Here is a 17,870-nt window from a genome sequence, read left to right as displayed (position 1 = left end):
GTCAGCCGACGCCGACCACGCCCACGATCGCGCGCGTCACCAGGAAGATGACGCCGGCGACGATCGCCGCGGCCGGGATGGTGAACACCCAGGCCCAGATGATCCGGCCGGCCACGCCCCAGCGCACCGCGCGCGTGCCCTTCGTCGAGCCCACGCCCACGATCGCCCCGGTGATGGTGTGCGTGGTGGAGACCGGGATGCCGAAGTGGGCGAGCGCGAGGATGGTCACGCCGCCGCCGGTCTCGGCGCAGAAGCCGCCGATGGGCTGCAGCTTGGTGAGGTTGTGGCCCATGGTGCGGACGATGCGCCAGCCGCCGAACATGGTCCCGAGGCCGATGGCCGCGTGGCAGGAGAGCACCACCCAGAACGGCACCGGGAAGTGCCCCGGCGTCATCGCGGCGCGGTCCGCCCAGATGGTGCCGTAGAGGATGACCGAGATGATGCCCATCACCTTCTGGGCGTCGTTCGTGCCGTGGCTGTAGCTGAAGATCGCGGCCGAGACGAGCTGCAGGCGCCGGAACCAGCGATCCACGCGCGCCGGCGTGTTCTTCCGCACGATCCAGGCCGTCGCCACCATCATGAGCGAGCCGAGCACCATGCCGATGAGCGGCGAGAGCACGATGAACGCGACGATCTTGAGGATGCCGGAGGGGATGAGGCCGGCGAAGCCGAGCGGCGGCAGGCTCGCGCCGATCATGCCGCCGGCGAGCGCGTGCGAGGAGGACGAGGGCAGCCCCCACCACCAGGTCAGCAGGTTCCAGACGATCGCGCCCATCAGCGCGGCGAACACCACCATGAGCACGAGCGAGATGCCGCCCGCCTTGAGCTGCTCGAAGTGGACGATGCCCTTGCCCATGGTGGCGGCCACCTTCAGCTCCGCGCCCCACAGCACCGGCATGGCGGAGATGAAGTTGAAGAACGCCGCCCAGGCCACCGCGACGAGCGGCGAGAGCACCCGGGTCGAGACCACGGTCGCGATGGAGTTCGCGGCGTCGTGGAACCCGTTGATGAAGTCGAAGGCGAGCGCGACCAGGACGAGGAGGATGACGAGGATGAGCATGGCGGCGGACCGGGCGCGGCGGGGAGGGTGGGATCGTCTAGGCGTGCTCCAGCACCACGCCCTCGATCACGTTCGCCACGTCCTCGGCCCGGTCGGTCGCGGTCTCGATGAGATCGATGATCTCCTTCCACTTGATGACCGTGAGCGGGTCGTTCCCGCGCTTGAACAGCTTCGCCATGGTGGTCCGGGTGAGGTGGTCGGCCTGGTTCTCGAGGACGTTCATCTCCTTGCAGGCCTCGAGGATGGTGCCCGGGTCCCTCTTCATGTTCCGGAGCCCCTTCACCGCCTCCTCCATCTTCAGCGCCTGGGCCACCAGCACCGCGGCGAGGTCCCGCGCCTCGGGGAGCACCTGGTCGATGTCGTAGAGGCCGAGGCGCTCGGCGGCGGCGTCGGCGAGGTCGAGCACGTCGTCGATGCGGGACAGCAGCCGGTGGATCTCGGCCCGGTCGAACGGGGTGATGAACTGCGTGTGGAGCCGGGCGAAGGCGCGGTGCGTGATGTCGTCGGCCTTGTGCTCGACGTCCTTGATCGCCTGGCACTTTCTCGGGACGTCGGTGAAGTCCTCGAGCAGCAGCTTCAGCAGCTTCGCCCCTTCGACCACGGTCGCCGCCTGCGCCTCGAAGTCGGAGAAGAAGTCGTCCGACTTCGGCATCAGCTTCTCGAGCATCGTCATCGAGGGTCTCCCTGGGAGGGCAAGCGCGCGCACCATACCGATTCCCGCGGGGCAGTCAAACGACTCTGAACGCACGGAATTCCACTGAGAGAGCGCGCCCATCTGGGGATCGCGCGCCCGCCGCGGCCTGACTTTCCTTCGCTCCGTCCCGGGTTTGTGGGACATTCCGCCACCTGCGAGGCTTGTCCACCTCCCCAGGTGGCGACCATATTCCCCCTCCTGCGAGGGACGGCCGGGCAACCGCCGTTCCCCGGGGCGGATCTCGACGGCTCCCTCGGCAAGGACTCCGGGCACCGCATGCGGTTCGGCGCGAAGATCGGGCTCGTGCTCCTGGCGGTCGGGGTCCTCCCGGTCGCGCTGCTCGGGCTCGTCTCGTACACCGTGAGCCGCGACGAGCTGCAGCGCACCGTCGGCCGCATGCAGGTCCAGGCCGCCGAGGACCTGGCGCTGTTCACCGAGCGGTTCGTCGGGAACTCGGTCGAGAGCCTGCGCCTCGCGGTCTCGGCGATGCCCTTCGACGAGTTCTCGCGCGGCGAGCTGTCGGCGGTGCTCGACATCCCGTACCGGCAGCTCCCGTTCGTCTCGATCCTGGTGCTCGTCGACGACGCGAACACGCCGGTGGCCGGGCCGGTGTTCGAGCGGCGGCCGGAGCGCGATCCGGCGCTGGCCGGCCGCGAGCCGGTGGACGACCGCGACCTCGATCGCTTCGCCCGGCAGATCCCGCGAGCGCCCGCGAAGGCCGGGGCGACCACGCTCTCGGCCCCGTACCGCGGCGAGCGCGGCCCGGCCCGCATCGCGGTGGCGCTCCGCATCGGCAAGGACCGGACGCTCGCGGCGGAGATCCTGCTCCGCGACGTGGAGCACCGCATCGCCGAGCTGTCCGGCGCCGGCGGGCTCGCGTACCTGGTGGACGGCCAGGGCGCGCTCATCGCGGGGGTGCAGGCCGGGCCGCTCACCGACGAGGAGCGCCGGCTGTCCGAGGTCGGGTTCGGGAAGGGCCTGGCCTGGTCGCGGCTGGTGCGGCGGCAGGACGGCGAGCGCTGGCTGTCCGCGTTCGCGCCGCTCGGCTCGCTGGGCTGGGGCGCGGTGGTGGCGCAGCCCATGGCGGTCGCGTTCAGCGCGGCGGAGCGGCTGCGCTTCTACACGGTGGGCTGGTCCGCGGTGGCGCTCGTGCTGGCGCTGCTGGTGGGCGCGGTGCTGGCGCGGATGGTGACGCGGCCGGTGGAGCGGCTCTCGCGCGCCGCGGCCGCCATCGCCGCCGGCGACTTCTCGGCCCCGGTGTCGGAGAAGGGCCGGGACGAGATCGCCGACCTGGGCCGCGCCTTCGGCCGCATGACCGGGGAGCTGCGGCGGCGCGACGAGGAGATCCGCGGCTGGAACCGCGAGCTGCAGTCGCGCGTCGAGGAGCGCACCGCCGAGCTGAAGACCGCGCAGGACCAGATCCTCCGCACCCGCCGCCTGGCCGCGCTCGGCTCGCTCGGCGCGGGCCTGGCGCACGAGCTCAACAACCCCATGACCGCCATCGTGGGCTACCTCGCCATCCTGAAGCGCGAGCTGCCGGCGGGCAGCGCGCACGCCGAGATGATCGGGCGGGCGCAGGAGCAGACCGCGCGCGTGGCGCGGGTGGTGGAGGACCTGCGCAGCTTCGCCGACCAGGAGCGGTCGATGCAGGGCCGGCGCTTCTCGCTGGTGGCCCCGGTGCGCGCCGCGCTGGCGCTCTACGAGGACCGCCTGCGCGCCGCCGGCATCGAGCTCACCACCCGCTTCGACGAGCGGCTCCCCGACGCGCAGGGCGACCCGGTGCAGATCCAGCAGGTGGTGGCGCACCTGGTGGAGAACGCCATCAACGCCATGCCGCGCGGCGGCTCGCTGGAGGTGTCGCTCGGCACGGTGGACGGCGAGGCGCTGCGGCTGCGCATCGCCGACACCGGCAAGGGCATCCCGGTCACCATCCGCGAGCGGATCTTCGACCCGTTCTTCACCACCAAGGAGCACCCGGGCCGCGTCGGCCTGGGGCTGTCGGTGTCGCACAGCATCGTGGAGGCCCACCACGGGCGCATCGTGGTGGAGAGCGAGGAGGGGGCGGGGGCGGCCATCACGGTGCTGCTCCCGGCGGCCACGGCCGCGCACCTCGCCTGACGGAGCGCGCATGAAGAGGAAGCACGACGACCCCGCCGGACTCGCCCTGCTCGACGCCGAGCTGCTCGCGCCCGCGCTGCTCCACGAGCTGCGGCAGCCGCTCATGGGCGCGGACGCGGCCGCCACGCTGCTCGAGCGCGCCGCCGGCCCGGGGCTGGCGCAGCAGGAGGCGTGGCGGATCCTGCGCAGCCAGCTCGCGCGCATGGGCGAGGTCGTGAACGGCTACGACGAGCTGTTCCGCGCCGGCGACGCCGAGCCGGTGCGCTTCGCGGTCGCGCCGGTGGTCGCGCGCGCGGTGGACCTGCTGGCGCTGCGCGTCCGCCCGCTCGGCGCGCGCTTCGCGTTCGCGCCTGCGGCGGGCCTGCCCGACGGCTTCGGGGCGCCGGGCGCGCTGGTGCACGCGGCGACGAACCTCATCGCCAACGCGCTCGACGCGGTGGATGGTGTGGGCCCGGGGCGGGTGGAGGTGCGGGTGATCGCGGCGGCGGGCGAGGGCATCGAGGTGCGCGTGTCGGATGCGGGGACGGGCATCCCGGCCGAGCTCCGCGAGCGCATCTTCGAGCCGCGCTTCACCACCAAGGCGCCCGGGCACGGCACCGGCCTCGGGCTCCACATCTCGCGCCGCTTGATGAGCCGCTTCGGCGGCGCGGTGACGCTGGTGGACGCCGCCGATCCGGCCCGGCTCCCGTGGGCGGTGACCGAGTTCTGCGTCTCCATCCCGGCCGCGCCGGCGGAGGGGACGCCGTGATCCGCGCCGCGCGCCTCGCCGCCTGGCTGGCGCTCGCGTCCGGGGTGGCCGCGGCCAGCGCGGGCGCGGTCCTGTCCGGGCGCCGCCACGCGGCCCCGCCTGCGCCCGAGGCCGAGGCGGTGACGGCCGGGTCGCCGGCGAGCCCGGCGGTCCTCACCGTCGCCGCGCCGGCGGCACCGCCGCCTTCGCCCGCGCCGGCCGCCGCCGCGCGCCGCCCGCCGCGTCCAGCCCCGGCCCCGGCCGCCCGCGGCGCCCCGACCTCCGCGGTCGACCCCGCGCCCGCCACCCCGGCGCCAGCCGCCGCCCCCGTCCCGACCCCTTCCGCCGCGCCCGCCGCTACGGCGGCCGTGGCCGCGCCCAAGGCGGCGCCCGCCGCGGCCACCGCGGAGGCGTTCCGCGCCAAGGCGCGCCCGTCCGCCGAGGTGGCGCCGGGCGTCCTCGCGCGCGCGGCCGCACGCCGCGCCCAGGAGCGGCCGGAGCCCGCCGCCGCGCCGGAGTGCCGGCCCGGCGCCGCCCCCGCCCCCGACGGCCGCTGCCCGCCCACCGCGACCAGGGCGGGCAACATCGAGTCGCTCGAGATGGACTGGAATGCGCCGCCGCCGCCGCCGCCCTAGCCCGACCCGCGCCCTCGTGGCCGTCGCCCTGCTGGCGGCGTTCGGTCCGGCCGGCGCCGCCGCGCTGGACGAGCCGCCGCCCGGCTCGGGCGGCGCGCTGCGCATCGTGGCCGATCCGCCGCGCCTGCTGCTCGGGCGCGACGGCGCCGCCGAGCTGCGCATCCACGCGCCCGCCGAGGTGGAGGAGCTCTCGATCTCCACCAACGCCGGCCGGGTGGAGGGGCTCCGCCGGCTCGCGGGCGGCGGCTTCGCCGCGCGCTACCGCCCGCCCGCCGAGCGCTACCCCCTGGTCGCGATCGTCGCCGCCACCGGCCGGACCGCGCGCGGCCCGGTGGACGGGTGGCTGGCGCTGCCGCTCTCCGGGCAGGGGGACGCGCGGGTCCGATCGCAGCCCGGGCAGGAGATCTCGCTGCGCATCGGCGACCGGACCTTCGGGCCGCGGCGCGCAGGCCCCGACGGCCTGGCGGTCATCCCGGTGGTGGTCCCGCCCGGCGTGCGCGAGGCCCACCACGGCTTCCGGCCGGTGGACCTGCACGTGCCGGAGACCTCGCTCGTGCACGCGGTCGCGGACCACGTCGCGGTGCACGCCGACCAGGCCGAGCACGTGCGCGTGCTCGCCTACGTGGTCGCGCCCCACGGGGCGGCGCGCCGCGGCGACGTGCCGGCGTTCGAGGCCTCGCGCGGCAGCGTGAGCGCGGTGGCCCGCGAGCCGGGCGCGTTCGAGGCGATCTGGACCCTGCCGGCCGGCGCGGTGGGCGAGGACCGGCTGGTGGTGCGGCTCCCCGGCTCGCCCGCCTCGCGCGCGGTGATCCGGCTCGACGCCGTCGCCGGGCCGCCCGCCACGGTGGCGGTGACGTTCGATCGCGAGGCGGTGGTGGCGGGCTCGGTCGAGGAGGTGGGCGTCACCGCCCGCGTGCTCGACGCCGCCGGCAACGCGGTGGACGCGCCGGTGGAGCTGGCGGCGGCGGGCGGCACCCTCTCCGCGCCGGCGCCGGCCGGGGTCGGCGCGGTCGCGGCGCGGCTGCGGGTCCGCCCCGGCTTCGGCGGCCGCGGCGAGGTGGTCATCATCGCCCGCGCGCCCGCGGCCGGGATCTCGGGGTCGCGCGCGCTGCCGCTGCAGCCCGGCCCGCCCGCCCGGGCCCGCTTCTCGCCCGACGACGCGGTGCTGCTCGCCGACGGCCACGACGCCGCGCTCCGGGTCACGGTGCTCGATCGCTACGACAACCCGGTCCGCGCGGTGCCGGCCGTCTCGGCGCGGCGCGGGTCGATCCTGGGCGTGGAGCCGGACGGCGAGGGGACCTGGCGGGTGCGGTACCGCGCGCCCGCCGTCCCGGCGCGGACCGGCGAGACCGTGCTCGCCCAGGTGGGCCAGGCGCGGGCCACCGCCGAGCTCCTGCTGGTCCCCCCCCGCGGGCCGGCGATCCTCCCCACCGCGGGCGTCCTGTGGGACCTGCGGGGGCGCTTCACCGCCGCGAGCGCGGGGCTCGCGACGGAGCTGCCGATGCGGGGCCTGTTGCCCCCGACCTACGTGCTCGCCTGGCGGCTGGAGGCCGGCGTGCTCGGGTTCGACGACCACCGCGACCTGCGGGCCACCGGCTCCAGGGGCGAGCCGATTCGGCTCAGCGCCGACGCGCCGGCGCGGGGCCTGACGCTCCTCGGCGGCGCCACGGTCCGCCGGGAGCTGCGCCGCGGGCCGGAGCTGTGGGGGAGCCTGGCCGCGGGCGCGCTCCTCGGCCGCGTCGATCCCGACGGTGCCGCCCGCGACGCCGGCGCCGCCCCCGCGCTCCACGCCACCCTGGGCGTGGGCTGGCCGTTCCGCTTCGCGACCCCATTCTTGGAGGCGTCGCTGCTGGCCGCCGGGCGCTCGCCGCTCGGCGCGCTCGCGGCGGCGGGCCTCTCGGCCGGGGTCCGCTTCGATCTCCCGGAGGCGACATGGCGACGATCCTCATCGTCGACGACGAGCCCGTGATCCTCGACGTGTTCCGGCGGTTCCTGGAAGGCGAGGGGCGCACCCTGCTCCTCGCCGGCTCGGCGCGCGAGGCGCTGGCGCGCGCGGCGGAGCCCGGCGACATCGACGTGGCGCTGGTGGACAAGAACCTGGGCGACGGCTCGGGGCTCGACGTGGCCCGCCAGCTCAAGGCGGCCAAGCCCGACGTCGAGGTGATCCTGGTCACCGGCTACGCCTCCCTCGACTCCGCCATCCAGGCGGTGCAGATCGGCGCGTTCGACTACGTGACGAAGCCGGTCTCCGATTACGACGCGCTCAACCTCAAGGTCGAGAACGCGGTCGAGAAGGTGCGGATGAAGCGCTCGCAGCGCGAGCTGGTGGCGCGCCTGGTGGAGAGCGAGGCGCTGCACCGCGGCGTGTTCGAGACCTCCTCCGACGCCATCCTGCTGGTGGACGCGGAGTCGGGCCGGCTGGAGGACGCGAACCCGGCCGCCGAGCGGCTCTACGGCCGCGATCGCGACGCGCTCCGCGACCTGCGCTACGCCGACCTGCTCGAGGAGGGCGGCGGCGAGGGCGGCCCGGCGGCGGGGATCCACGCCGCCCCGGGGCGGCACCGGCGCGCCGATGGGACGGCCTTCCCGGTCGAGGTGACGGTGGACGCGCTGCGCCTGCACGACCGCGGGCTGCGCGTGGTGTCGGTGCGCGACATGTCGGAGCGGGAGCGCGCCGAGGCGGAGCGCCGCGAGCTGGAGCAGAACCTCCGCCAGGCGCAGAAGATGGAGGCGGTGGGCCGGCTCGCCGGCGGCGTCGCCCACGACTTCTCCAACGTGCTCGCGGTGGTGCTCGGCTACTCCGAGCTGCTGGTGCGGGACCTGCCGACCACCGATCCGCGCCTGCGCGAGTGCGCCGACGGGATCATCGAGGCGGCGCACCGCGCGGTGGGCGTCACCCGGCAGCTCCTCACGCTCTCCCGCAAGAAGCTGCTCCGGCCGGAGGTGCTGTCGCTCAACAAGGTGGTGCAGGACCTCGGCAAGCTCCTCGGGCGCGCCATCGGCGAGCGGATCGAGGTCACCACCACGCTCCAGGAGCAGCCGTGGCCGGTGCTCGCCGACGCCGACCAGCTCGCGCAGGTGCTGCTCAACCTGGCGGTGAACGCGCGCGACGCGATGCCCGACGGCGGGCCGCTGCACATCGCCACCGCGAACGTGGAGGTGCCGCAGGCGCTGCGCGAGCTCTCGCTGCCCGCCGGGCGCTACGTGACGCTCACGGTGCGCGACTCCGGCATGGGCATGACGGAGGAGGTGCGGGCGCGCATCTTCGAGCCGTTCTTCACCACCAAGGAGACCGGCACCGGGCTCGGGCTCGCCACGGTCTACGGCATCGTGCGGCAGGCCGGCGGCGCCATCCGGGTGGAGTCGCGCCCGGGCGCGGGCACGTCCTTCACCGTGTACCTGCCGGCCGCCGACGAGGCGGCGGCGCGGGTGGCGGTCGCGGTGCCGGTGGCGGCGCCGCGCGGGCTGGGCGAGACGGTGGTGCTGGCCGAGGACGAGGACGCGCTCCGGACGCTGCTCGGCCGCGTGCTCTCCGGCAGCGGCTACCAGGTCATCTCCGGGCGGAACGGCGCCGAGGCGCTGGAGGCGGCGCGCGCCCGCGGCGGCCGGGTGGACGTGCTGCTCACCGACCTCGTCATGCCGCGCATGACCGGCGCGGAGCTGGCCGAGGCGCTCACGCCGGGGCAGCCCGGGATGAAGGTGCTGTTCATGACCGGCCACACCGACGACGTGCTGGTGCAGGACCGGCTGGTGGACGGCGACGTGGAGCTCATCCAGAAGCCGTTCACCAGCGAGGCGCTGCTCGCGCACCTGCGCCGGCTGCTCGGGCCGCCGCGCGTGGCGGCGTGACCCTTCGACTCCGGACGGACCTCCGGTCCGTCCTACGCTCAGGGTGAGCGGAACGCGCTCATCCCGAGCGTAGCGCGGCCGTGAGGCCGCGCGCAGTCGAGGGACCCTACAACCCCGCCGGATCGCCGTCCGGCGTGACGCCCCGGCGGCTCGCGCTCAGGCGGTAGCTGCGGCCGAGCGGCCGGTGCATCGGGTGGCCGGTGCGGGAGCGCATCTTCTCCAGCTCGCGCTTCACGAGGCGCTTCAGCCGCTCCGCGGCGTCGAGCAGGGCCACGTGCACGTCCTCCTGCACGCTCTCCACGTGCAGCGTCCGGGTGCCCGGCATCCGGAACGAGAGCCGGCACTCCTGGTCCACGCCGCCCTTCTTGCGGCGCGCGTCGCCGAGGTGGACGGCCAGCTCCGCCGCGGAGTCGTCCTGGAGGCGGGCGAGCGGGCGGGTCACGTGCTTGCGGAGGAACGCGCCCAGGTCGGGCGGCAGGGTGAGGTGATGGGCGTGGATGACGAGCTTCATGCCCTTCACGATGGGGCGCGCGGGTCGGGAGGGCACGCCGCGCGCCGGGCCGCGGGGATATGCTCGCCCGCCCCGGCGCCCGGCGCGCCGGCGGGGCACCGGGAGCGACCATGACCGAGCGGCTGTACCTCGACGATCCGGACCGGCTCACCTTCGAGGCGCGGGTGGTGGCCGTGCGCACGCTGGCCGGGCGGCCCGCGCTCGTGCTCGACCGGACCGCGTTCTACCCGGAGGGCGGCGGCCAGCCGGCGGATCGCGGGCGGCTGGGCGGCGCCGCGGTGGTGGACGTGCAGGAGGTGGACGGCGAGGTCCTGCACGCGCTGGAGGGCACGCCGCCGGACGCGGGCGCCCCGGTGCCGGGCGAGGTGGACGCGGCCCGCCGCCGGGACCACCTCCAGCAGCACCACGGCCAGCACCTGCTCTCGGCCGCGTTCGAGGCCACCGCCGGCGCGCACACCGTGTCGTTCCACCTCGGCGCCGAGACCTGCACCATCGACCTCGACGCGCCCCCGGCCGGCCTGGGCGAGGCGCGGCTGCGCGCCGCCGAGGCGCGCGCCAACGACCTCGTGTTCCGCGACCTGCCGGTCACCGCGCGCGACTTCGCGCCGGCGGAGCTGGCGGCGCTGCCGCTGCGCAAGGCGCCGGAGAAGGGCGCGCGCATCGTGGTGGTGGGCGACCTCGCGCGCGGCGAGGTGGTGGACGCCTCGCCCTGCGGCGGGACGCACCCGCGCCGCACCGGCGCGGTGGGCGCCGTGGCGGTGCTCGGGGCGCAGAAGTGGGGCGCCGGCACGCGCGTCGAGTTCGTGTGCGGCGCGCGGGCGGTGCGCGCGCTCGCCGAGGCGCGCGGGCGGCTCGCCGCCGCGGCCGCGTCGCTGCGCTGCGCGCCGGCGGAGGTGCCGGCCGCGACCGCGCGGCTCGCCGCGGAGTCGGCGCAGCGCCGCAAGGACCTCGACCGGCTCGCCGCCGCGCTCGCCGAGGGCGAGGCGGACCGGCTCGCGGCGGCGCAGCCCGCCGGCGCGGTGCGGGCGGTGCTGGCACCGCCCGCGCCGGGCGCGGCCGGGTACCTGCGCGCGGTGGCCGCGGGGCTGGCCGCGCGCGGTCGCGCGGCGTTCCTCGGCGCGGAGGAGGAGGGGCGGGCCCACCTCGCGTTCGCGCGCCCCCGCGACACCGGGCCGGGCGTCACCGGCGTCGACATGGGCGCGCGGGTCCGCGAGGCGGCGGCGCGCCTGGGCGGCAAGGGCGGCGGCGCGCCGGACCTGGCGCAGGGCAGCGGCCCGGACGCCGGGGCGCTGGAGGAGGCGCTCGCCGCGGCCGCCCGTCACGATGCGTGAAGCGTGACCAGCGTCGCGCCCCAGCCGCCACGGTCCTCGCCGGCGGGGCGGAACGCCTTCACCCGCGGATCGCGCGCCAGCAGCGCCTCCACCGTGCGGCGCAGCGCCCCGATGCCCTTGCCGTGCACGATGCGCAGCTCGGTGAGGCCCGCCTCGCGGCAGGCGCCGATCCACTCCGGCACGAGCGTCCCCACCTCGGCGGGCGGGAACGCGTGCAGGTCGAGCGTGCCGTCGATGGGCAGCGGCACCGGCTCGGAGAAGGGATCGTCGCCGCCGGAGGGGGGATCGGGCGCTCGCGCCATGGCGGGCGGATGATACTGTCCGGCGATGCGCCGCGCCTCCCCGCCCGCCGCCGCCGCCCTGCTGGCGGCCGCGCTCCTCGCGACCCCGGCCCGCGCCGCCGGCCCCCACCCGCTGCGCGGCGACGACCGGACCGATCTCGCGGTCACCGGCGCGGCCGCGGGCGTCTGGCTGCTCGGTGAGGTGCTGAAGCCGGAGCTCGCGCCCTCCGGGTGCCGCTTCTGCAAGGCGAACGCGCTCGACGTCTGGGCGCGCGACCGGCTGGTGCTCTCCGACGCCGCGCTCGCCGCGCGCGGGTCGGACGTGCTCGCGTTCGCGCTGATGCCGGCGGCCGTCACCGCCCACCAGCTCCTCGCGGCGCGGTCCGCCGGCGACGGCGGGGAGGGCTGGCGCGACCTGCTCTATGTGGCCGAGGCGGCCTCGCTCTCCATGGCGGTGAACCAGGTGGTGAAGCTGGCGGTGGGGCGCCAGCGCCCGTTCGTCCGCTACGGGAACTGGGCCGCGGCGGGCCGCGAGGGCGAGCCCGACGACAACCTGTCCTTCTACTCGGGCCACTCGGCGCTGGCGTTCTCGATCGCCTCCGCCGCCGGCACTGTGTCCACGCTGCGCGGCTACCGGAGCACGCCCTGGGTCTGGGCGGTGGGGATGACGCTCGCCACCGGCGTCGGCTACCTGCGCATGGCCGGCGACAAGCACTGGCTCACCGACGTGCTGGTCGGCGCCGCGGTGGGCGGCGGGGTGGGCGTCGCCGCGCCGCTGCTCCTGCACGGCCGGGAGGACCGGCCGGCGCAGGGCGGCGGCCCGTCACCGGCGGGCGCGCGGGTCGTCCCCATCCCGATGGGCCTGCTGGTGGTGTGGTGAGCGCGGAGCAGCGCGCGAGGTCCCCGCGGGCGCGCCTGCGGCGCGCGGAGAAGCCGTCAGCAGGCGTCGGCCCGGCGGGCGCCGAGCCGGCGCGCCAGCAGCGCCCGGATCGTCTCCAGCTCGAACGGCTTGGCGATCCAGCGGGGCGTGCCGCCCCGCCCCGCCGGCGGAGCCGTCGGGGGCCCACCCCTGCTTCGCGGGGCCCGTGACCTCGCGTGCCCGCCTGCGCGGGCACGCGCGAGGTCCCCGCGGGCGCGCCTGCGGCGCGCGGAGAAGCGTCAGCAGGCGTCGGCCCGGCGGGCGCCGAGCCGGCGCGCCAGCAGCGCCCGGATCGTCTCCAGCTCGAACGGCTTCTCCACGCACTCCACCGGCTCCTGCTCCAGGAAGGTGCGGGCGGCGGGGGTGAAGGCGCCGCCGGTGAGGAACACCACGCGGCTCGCCAGCTCCGGTGCGCGCTCGCGCAGCGCGCGGTACAGCTCCATCCCGGTCATCTCCGGCATGAGCAGGTCGGAGAGGACCAGGTCGAACCGCTCCCCCGCCGCCACCCGCGCCAGCGCGGCGCGCGCGCTCGACGTGACCGTCACCTCGTGCTCGCCCTGGAGCGCCCGCTGGATCACCGTCCCCACCAGCGGCTCGTCGTCCACGACCAGGATCCGCGCGCGCACCCGCGGCGCCAGGTGCGCGGTCCCCACTCCCGACGCGCCGGCCTCGTCCGGCCCGGACGCCGGCAGGATCACGCGGAAGGTGGTGCCCCGCCCCAGCATCGTCTCCACCTGGATCTCGCCGCCCATCGCCGAGACGATGCTCTGGCAGATCGACAGCCCGAGCCCGGTGCCCACGCCCGGCGGCTTGGTGGTGAAGAACGGGTCGAAGATGCGCGGCAGGTGCTCCGGCGCGATGCCCGAGCCGGTGTCGGACACCTCCACCGCCACCTGGCCGCCGGGCAGCGCGCGGGCGGAGACCTGGATCTGGTGCTCGTCCACGTGGCCCTCCGGGATCGCCTGCGCGGCGTTCACGAGCAGGTTGAGGAACACCTGCCCGAGCCGCGCCTGGCACCCCTGGATCGGCGGCACGTCCGTCGGCGCGCGCAGCAGGCGCGCCCGGTGCCGGATCTCGTTCCAGGCCACGCTCACGCAGGAGTCGAGCAGCGGCCCGAGCGACACGGGGCCGGCGTGCTCCTCGTCCGGGCGCGAAAACGTCTTCAGGTCCCGGACGATGATCCGCATCCGCTCGGCGCCGTCGCGCGCGTCGTGGACGGCGTCGAGGAGCGCGCTCGCGAGGTCCGGCTCGCGCGAGCTCCCCGCCGCGGCCACGCGCGGGGCGAGGACCGTGAGCTGCTCGTCCAGGTACGAGAGGTTGGCGATCACGTACGCGAGCGGGTTGTTGAGCTCGTGCGCCACCCCGGCGGCCAGCGTGCCCACCGACACCATGCGGTCGGCGAGCGCGAGGCGGGCGTGGAGCTGCTTGCGCTCGCTCACGTCGCGGAGCGCGATCAGGTGCCGGCCCGGCTGGATGTCCGGCACGCCGGTGAACTCGACCGAGCGGCGGAGCCCACCCGCGTGCACCACCTCGGCGGCGCCGCTCACCCGCTCGCCGCGGAGGACGTCGGCGAGCGCCGGGGCGCCGGGCGCCGGCGCCTCGGTGAGGTCCGTCAGGCTGCGGCCGACCAGGCTCGCGCGCCCGCCCCCGAACAGCGCGGCCGCGGCCGCGTTCGCGTCGCGGACCCGGCCCGACGCGTCCACGCACAGCATCGCGTCCAGCGCGGCGTCGAACACCGCCCGCAGCTGGCGCTCGCGGTCCAGCACCTCGGCCTCGGCGAGGTCGCGCGCCAGCGCCGCCGCGAGCACGCTGGCGCTCGTCTCGAGGAAGCGCAGCTCGTCCGCGTGGAAGGCCCGCGGGCGCCGGGCGTAGGCACCGATCACGCCGAGCAGGCGCTCGCGCCCGGGCAACGTCACCTCTGCGGAGGCCTCGATGCCGGGGAGGTCGAGCAGCGGCGGCCGGCCGCCGTGACCGCCGGTCACCGCCGCGCTCTCGTCCGGCGGCGTGCCGCCCACCCGCGCGCCCGCGGCGTCGGGCGGGAGCCCCACCGCGGCGCGGACCACCAGCGCGCCGGCGGCGGCGTCGTCCGGCTGCAGGAACGCGGCCGCATCGACGCCGAGCGCGTCCCGCGCGATGGCGCAGGCGGCCGTGAGCAGCGGCCCGGTCCCCTCGGCGTTCATGGCGAGCTCGGCGAGCGCCGCGACCGCCGCCTCGAGCGGCGCGCGTCGGCGGACCGCGTCCCCGTCCGCCGGTCCGGACCGCTCGCCCGGGATCCGCTCGCGAACCTCGCCTCGCCCGCTCATCGCCGCAACCTCTCGGGCCCGTGGCGTCGCGCGATCCGGCTCGTCGGCGCGCGCCCCGCGCCGCGGGCATCCGAGCGGCACCCGGGGCGACACGGACCCGGGGCTGCCGCGCCTCCCCGCCGGATCGCCAGCCGGGGATGGCTCCCTGGTTGGCCATATACCCTGAAGCCGAAGGCCCCGTAAGGGTCTACAGGTACGACCGGGTGCGTTCAGGGGGGTCCGAGCAGCTCCAGCACGCGCTCGGGCGGGCGGGCCAGCACGGCGCGCGCGCCGGCGACCAGGATCGGCCGCTCCAGCATGCGGGGATGGGCGGCGAGCGCCTCGACCAGCTCGGCCTCCGGGGTGCGGTCCGACAGGCGCAGCACCTGGTACTCGTCCTCGTCGCGGCGGGCCACCGCGCGCGCGGGCAGGCCGAGCGCCCGGAGCAGCGCCGCGAGCTCGTCCGCGGACGGGGGTTCCTCGAGCGGCCGCCGCAGCGCCGGCTCCACCCCGCGCTCGCGCAGGAGCGAGAGCGCGCGGCGGCTGGCGGAGCAGCGCGGGTCGAACCAGAGGACGTACTCGCCGGACATCGCGCCGCCGACTATACGGGAGGCTTGGACCTCACGCACCACCTCGACCGCCTCGCCGCGCTGCTCGCCGCCGAGCGCGAGGAGGAGCGCGCCCGCTTCGCGGAGGCGAAGGGCCGGCTCTCGCTCGCCGAGCGCGAGGCGCGCGGGCTGGCCATCGCCGACGTGGAGGCGCAGGACGAGGGCGCGCTGGCCGGTCGCGCGCTGGTGACGTTCGGGCGCGGCGGGCGCCCGCTGCCGGGCGGGCGGATCGGCGCGGGGAGCCTCGTGTCGGTGGCGCAGCGCCGCGACACGCCGCCGGACGCCCCGCAGGGCGTGGTGGCCCGGCGCACGCGCACCGCGGTGGCGGTGGCGTTCGACGAGCCGCCGCCGGACTGGGTCACCGACGGCCGGGTGGTGCTGGAGCTCGAGCCGTCCCCGGTCACCTGGGAGCGCCTCTCCGGCGGCCTGCGCCGCCTCCGCGACGACCGCGCCGGGAAGCGCTGGCACGCGGTGCTCGCGCCCGGCTCCGGCGCCCCGCCGCGCTTCCTGCGGGCGCCTCGCGGCCCGGTGCTGGAGGCGCGGCTCAACCCCGAGCAGCAGGCGGCGCTCGACCTCGCCGACCGCGCCGAGGACCTCGCGCTCGTGCACGGGCCGCCCGGCACGGGCAAGACGACCGTGCTCGTGGAGGTGATCCGCCGCGCCGCCGCCCGCGGCGAGAGCGTGCTCGCGGCCGCGCCCTCCAACCTCGCGGTGGACAACCTGGTGGAGCGGCTTGCCGCCGCCGGCCTCGCCTGCGTGCGGGTGGGCCACCCGGCGCGCGTGCTCCCGGGCCTGCTCGAGCACACGCTCGAGGCGCGGGTGGAGGCGCACGAGGCGGCGCGGATCGCGCAAGGCCTGGTGGACCAGGCGCTCGCGCTGCGCCGCGACGCGCGCAAGCGCCGGCAGAAGCGCGGCCCGGGCCGCTTCAGCGCCTCGCGCGAGCAGGAGCGCGAGGCGCGCGCGCTGCTGGCGGAGGCGCGCCGGCTCGAGGCGCGGGCGGAGGCGGAGGTGCTGGAGCGGGCGCAGGTGGTGCTCGCCACGCTGACCTCGCTCGACGCGCCGGCGCTCGCCGGCCGCCGCTTCGCGCTCGCGGTGGTGGACGAGGCCACCCAGGCCGTGGAGCCGGCCGCGTACCTGGCGCTCCTGCGCGCCGACCGCGCGGTGCTGGCCGGCGACCACCTGCAGCTGCCGCCCACCGTGCTCTCCGCGGCGGCGCAGGCGGGCGGGCTGGGGGTGTCGCTGTTCGAGCGGCTGGTCGAGGCGCACGGGGACCGGGCGCGGGTGATGCTCGCCGAGCAGCACCGCATGAACGCGCGGATCATGGCGTTCCCCTCCGAGGCGCTCTACGGCGGCGCGCTCCGCGCCCACCCGGCCGCGGCCGGCCGCGCCATCGACGACGCGCCGCTCGAGCTGGTGGACACCTCCGGGCGCGGCTTCGAGGAGGAGACGCCGGAGGGCTCCGACTCGAAGCAGAACACCGGCGAGGCGGAGCTGGCCGCCGCCGAGGTCCGGCGCCTGCTCGCGGCCGGGCTCGCCCCCGCCGACGTGGCGGTGATCTCGCCGTACGACGGGCAGGTGCAGCGCCTCCGGCAGCTCCTCGCCGACGAGGTGGAGGCGGGCCTGGAGGTGGACACCGTGGACGGCTTCCAGGGGCGCGAGAAGGAGGCGGTGGTGGTCTCGCTGGTGCGCTCCAACGAGGCGGGCGAGGTGGGCTTCCTCGCCGACGTGCGCCGGATGAACGTCGCGCTCACCCGCGCGCGGGCGAAGCTGGTGGTCGTGGGCGACGGGAGCACCGTGTCGCGCCACCCGTTCTACCGGAGCTTCCTCGAGCACGCCGAGCGCGCCGGCGCGTGGCGGAGCGCCTGGGAGCGGTGACCGCGGCCAGGGTCGCCCGGACTGCGCCCGTGGTGAACCCCGTCGAACCGCGAGCGGAGGGACGCCGTCCCGGCGCTTTGCGTGCCCGGCGCCTCCGCGCGTAAGCTCCGCCTCCGCATGATCCGCAGCACCTTCCGGCTCGCGCCCGGCATCGGCCCCTACCTCGAGGGGAAGCTCTGGAACGCCGGCATCCGGCGCTGGGCCGACCTGCCCGCCGCGCCCGCGGTGGCGCTCTCGCCCAGGATCGACGCGCGGCTGCGCGAGGCGGTGGTCCGCGCCGAGGCCGCGCTGGAGGCCGGCGACGCCGACGCGCTCGCGGCCATGATCCCGCGCGCCGAGCGCTGGCGGCTCTACCCCGCGTTCGCCGAGGACGCCGCGTTCCTCGACGTGGAGACCGACGGAGAGCGGCTCACCTGCGTGGGCGTGCTCGACGCCTCCGGGCCGCGCCTGTTCCTGGACGGCCGCGACCTCGACGCGTTCCCGGAGGCGGCGCGCGGCTGGAAGGTGCTCGTCACCTACAACGGGCTCGCCTTCGACGAGCCGGTGCTCCGGCGCGCGTTCCCCGGCTGGCGCCCGCCGCGGGCGCACGTGGACCTCTGCCACCTCTGGCGCCGGCTCGGGCACCAGGGCGGCCTGAAGCGGCTCGAGGAGGAGACCGGCGTCGGGCGCCCGGCGCACCTCCACGGCCTCTCCGGGCTCGACGCGGTGCGGCTCTGGCGCGCCTGGCAGGAGCGGGGCGACGCCGACGCGCTCCGCCTGTTCGCCGAGTACAACCTGCACGACGCCGTGAACCTCCGGACGCTGATGGGCCTCGGCTACAACCGGCTGGTGGAGCGGCTGCGGCTCCCCGCCGCTCCGGTGCCGGTGTCGGAGCGCGGCGACGTCCGCTACGACCTGACGAAGCTCCTCCTCGCGCTCTAGGCATCGCGCGGCGTGACGCGCCCGGGGGGCGCCCGGGGGGCCCCGGCGCGCGGCCGTCC

General features: G+C 77.0%; 15 protein-coding genes. 9 read left to right on the top strand and 6 right to left on the bottom strand.

Annotated features, from left to right (window positions below):
• Position 1 precedes the first annotated feature (1 nt).
• Positions 2-1,060 carry an inorganic phosphate transporter gene (locus tag A2CP1_RS22060; protein ID WP_015935389.1) on the bottom strand — a complete coding sequence of 353 codons (1,059 nt, stop codon included), beginning with the start codon at positions 1,058-1,060 and terminating at the stop codon, positions 2-4.
• Positions 1,061-1,097: 37 nt separating this feature from the next.
• Positions 1,098-1,733: a DUF47 domain-containing protein gene (locus tag A2CP1_RS22055; RefSeq protein WP_015935388.1), complete on the bottom strand. Its 636-nt coding sequence runs from the start codon at positions 1,731-1,733 to the stop codon at positions 1,098-1,100.
• A 297-nt stretch (positions 1,734-2,030) separates the two neighbouring features.
• Here A2CP1_RS22055 and A2CP1_RS22050 point away from each other — a divergent pair, with 297 nt between their 5' ends.
• From A2CP1_RS22050 to A2CP1_RS22030, 5 genes are read left to right on the top strand one after another with little or no spacing between them, the layout of a single operon-like run.
• The gene (locus A2CP1_RS22050) at positions 2,031-3,872 is read left to right on the top strand and encodes a sensor histidine kinase (protein ID WP_245529904.1); all 1,842 of its coding nucleotides are present in this window, start codon (positions 2,031-2,033) and stop codon (positions 3,870-3,872) included.
• A gap of 10 nt (positions 3,873-3,882) precedes the next feature.
• Positions 3,883-4,620 (top strand): sensor histidine kinase, encoded by a 738-nt coding sequence (locus A2CP1_RS22045; protein WP_015935386.1) that lies wholly within the window; start codon positions 3,883-3,885, stop codon positions 4,618-4,620.
• Entirely contained in the window at positions 4,617-5,234 is a 618-nt protein-coding gene (locus A2CP1_RS22040) for a hypothetical protein (RefSeq protein WP_015935385.1), read from the top strand. The genes A2CP1_RS22045 and A2CP1_RS22040 overlap by 4 nt, the downstream gene beginning before the upstream one ends.
• 16 nt (positions 5,235-5,250) lie before the next feature.
• Entirely contained in the window at positions 5,251-7,203 is a 1,953-nt protein-coding gene (locus tag A2CP1_RS22035; RefSeq protein WP_245529903.1) for an Ig-like domain-containing protein, read from the top strand.
• Positions 7,167-9,083: a hybrid sensor histidine kinase/response regulator gene (locus A2CP1_RS22030; RefSeq protein ID WP_012528307.1), complete on the top strand. Its 1,917-nt coding sequence runs from the start codon at positions 7,167-7,169 to the stop codon at positions 9,081-9,083. The genes A2CP1_RS22035 and A2CP1_RS22030 overlap by 37 nt, the downstream gene beginning before the upstream one ends.
• A 106-nt stretch (positions 9,084-9,189) precedes the next feature.
• Here A2CP1_RS22030 and A2CP1_RS22025 read toward each other — a convergent pair whose 3' ends face one another.
• The gene (locus A2CP1_RS22025; RefSeq protein WP_015935382.1) at positions 9,190-9,594 is read right to left on the bottom strand and encodes an HPF/RaiA family ribosome-associated protein; all 405 of its coding nucleotides are present in this window, start codon (positions 9,592-9,594) and stop codon (positions 9,190-9,192) included.
• Positions 9,595-9,704: 110 nt separating this feature from the next.
• On the opposite strand from A2CP1_RS22025, the gene A2CP1_RS22020 reads away from it, so the two are divergent.
• The gene (locus A2CP1_RS22020; RefSeq protein WP_015935381.1) at positions 9,705-10,925 is read left to right on the top strand and encodes an alanyl-tRNA editing protein; all 1,221 of its coding nucleotides are present in this window, start codon (positions 9,705-9,707) and stop codon (positions 10,923-10,925) included.
• On the opposite strand, the gene A2CP1_RS22015 is transcribed toward A2CP1_RS22020, so the two are convergent.
• Positions 10,913-11,227, bottom strand: a complete 315-nt coding sequence (locus A2CP1_RS22015) for a Smr/MutS family protein (protein WP_015935380.1) — start codon at positions 11,225-11,227, stop codon at positions 10,913-10,915. The two genes, A2CP1_RS22020 and A2CP1_RS22015, sit on opposite strands and share 13 nt — an antisense overlap.
• Before the next feature lie 25 nt (positions 11,228-11,252).
• Here A2CP1_RS22015 and A2CP1_RS22010 point away from each other — a divergent pair, with 25 nt between their 5' ends.
• Positions 11,253-12,086 carry a phosphatase PAP2 family protein gene (locus A2CP1_RS22010; protein ID WP_015935379.1) on the top strand — a complete coding sequence of 278 codons (834 nt, stop codon included), beginning with the start codon at positions 11,253-11,255 and terminating at the stop codon, positions 12,084-12,086.
• A gap of 278 nt (positions 12,087-12,364) precedes the next feature.
• Here the strand turns inward: A2CP1_RS22010 and A2CP1_RS22005 are convergent, their stop codons facing one another.
• On the bottom strand, positions 12,365-14,428 hold the full coding sequence (locus A2CP1_RS22005; protein WP_015935378.1) for an ATP-binding protein: 2,064 nt from the start codon (positions 14,426-14,428) through the stop codon (positions 12,365-12,367).
• Positions 14,429-14,637: 209 nt separating this feature from the next.
• Positions 14,638-14,997, bottom strand: coding sequence for an arsenate reductase (glutaredoxin) (gene arsC / locus A2CP1_RS22000; RefSeq protein ID WP_012528301.1), 360 nt, complete (start codon positions 14,995-14,997; stop codon positions 14,638-14,640).
• 24 nt (positions 14,998-15,021) lie between these two features.
• On the opposite strand from arsC, the gene A2CP1_RS21995 reads away from it, so the two are divergent.
• Positions 15,022-16,890: an IGHMBP2 family helicase gene (locus A2CP1_RS21995; RefSeq protein WP_015935377.1), complete on the top strand. Its 1,869-nt coding sequence runs from the start codon at positions 15,022-15,024 to the stop codon at positions 16,888-16,890.
• Positions 16,891-17,007: 117 nt separating this feature from the next.
• Entirely contained in the window at positions 17,008-17,811 is an 804-nt protein-coding gene (locus A2CP1_RS21990; protein ID WP_015935376.1) for a ribonuclease H-like domain-containing protein, read from the top strand.
• Positions 17,812-17,870: the final 59 nt, after the last annotated feature.

This window comes from Anaeromyxobacter dehalogenans 2CP-1, from assembly GCF_000022145.1.
Taxonomy (GTDB): Bacteria; Myxococcota; Myxococcia; order Myxococcales; family Anaeromyxobacteraceae; genus Anaeromyxobacter; species Anaeromyxobacter dehalogenans.
Note: the sequence above shows the minus strand (reverse complement) of the source record. Positions and strands in the feature narration are given on the sequence as shown.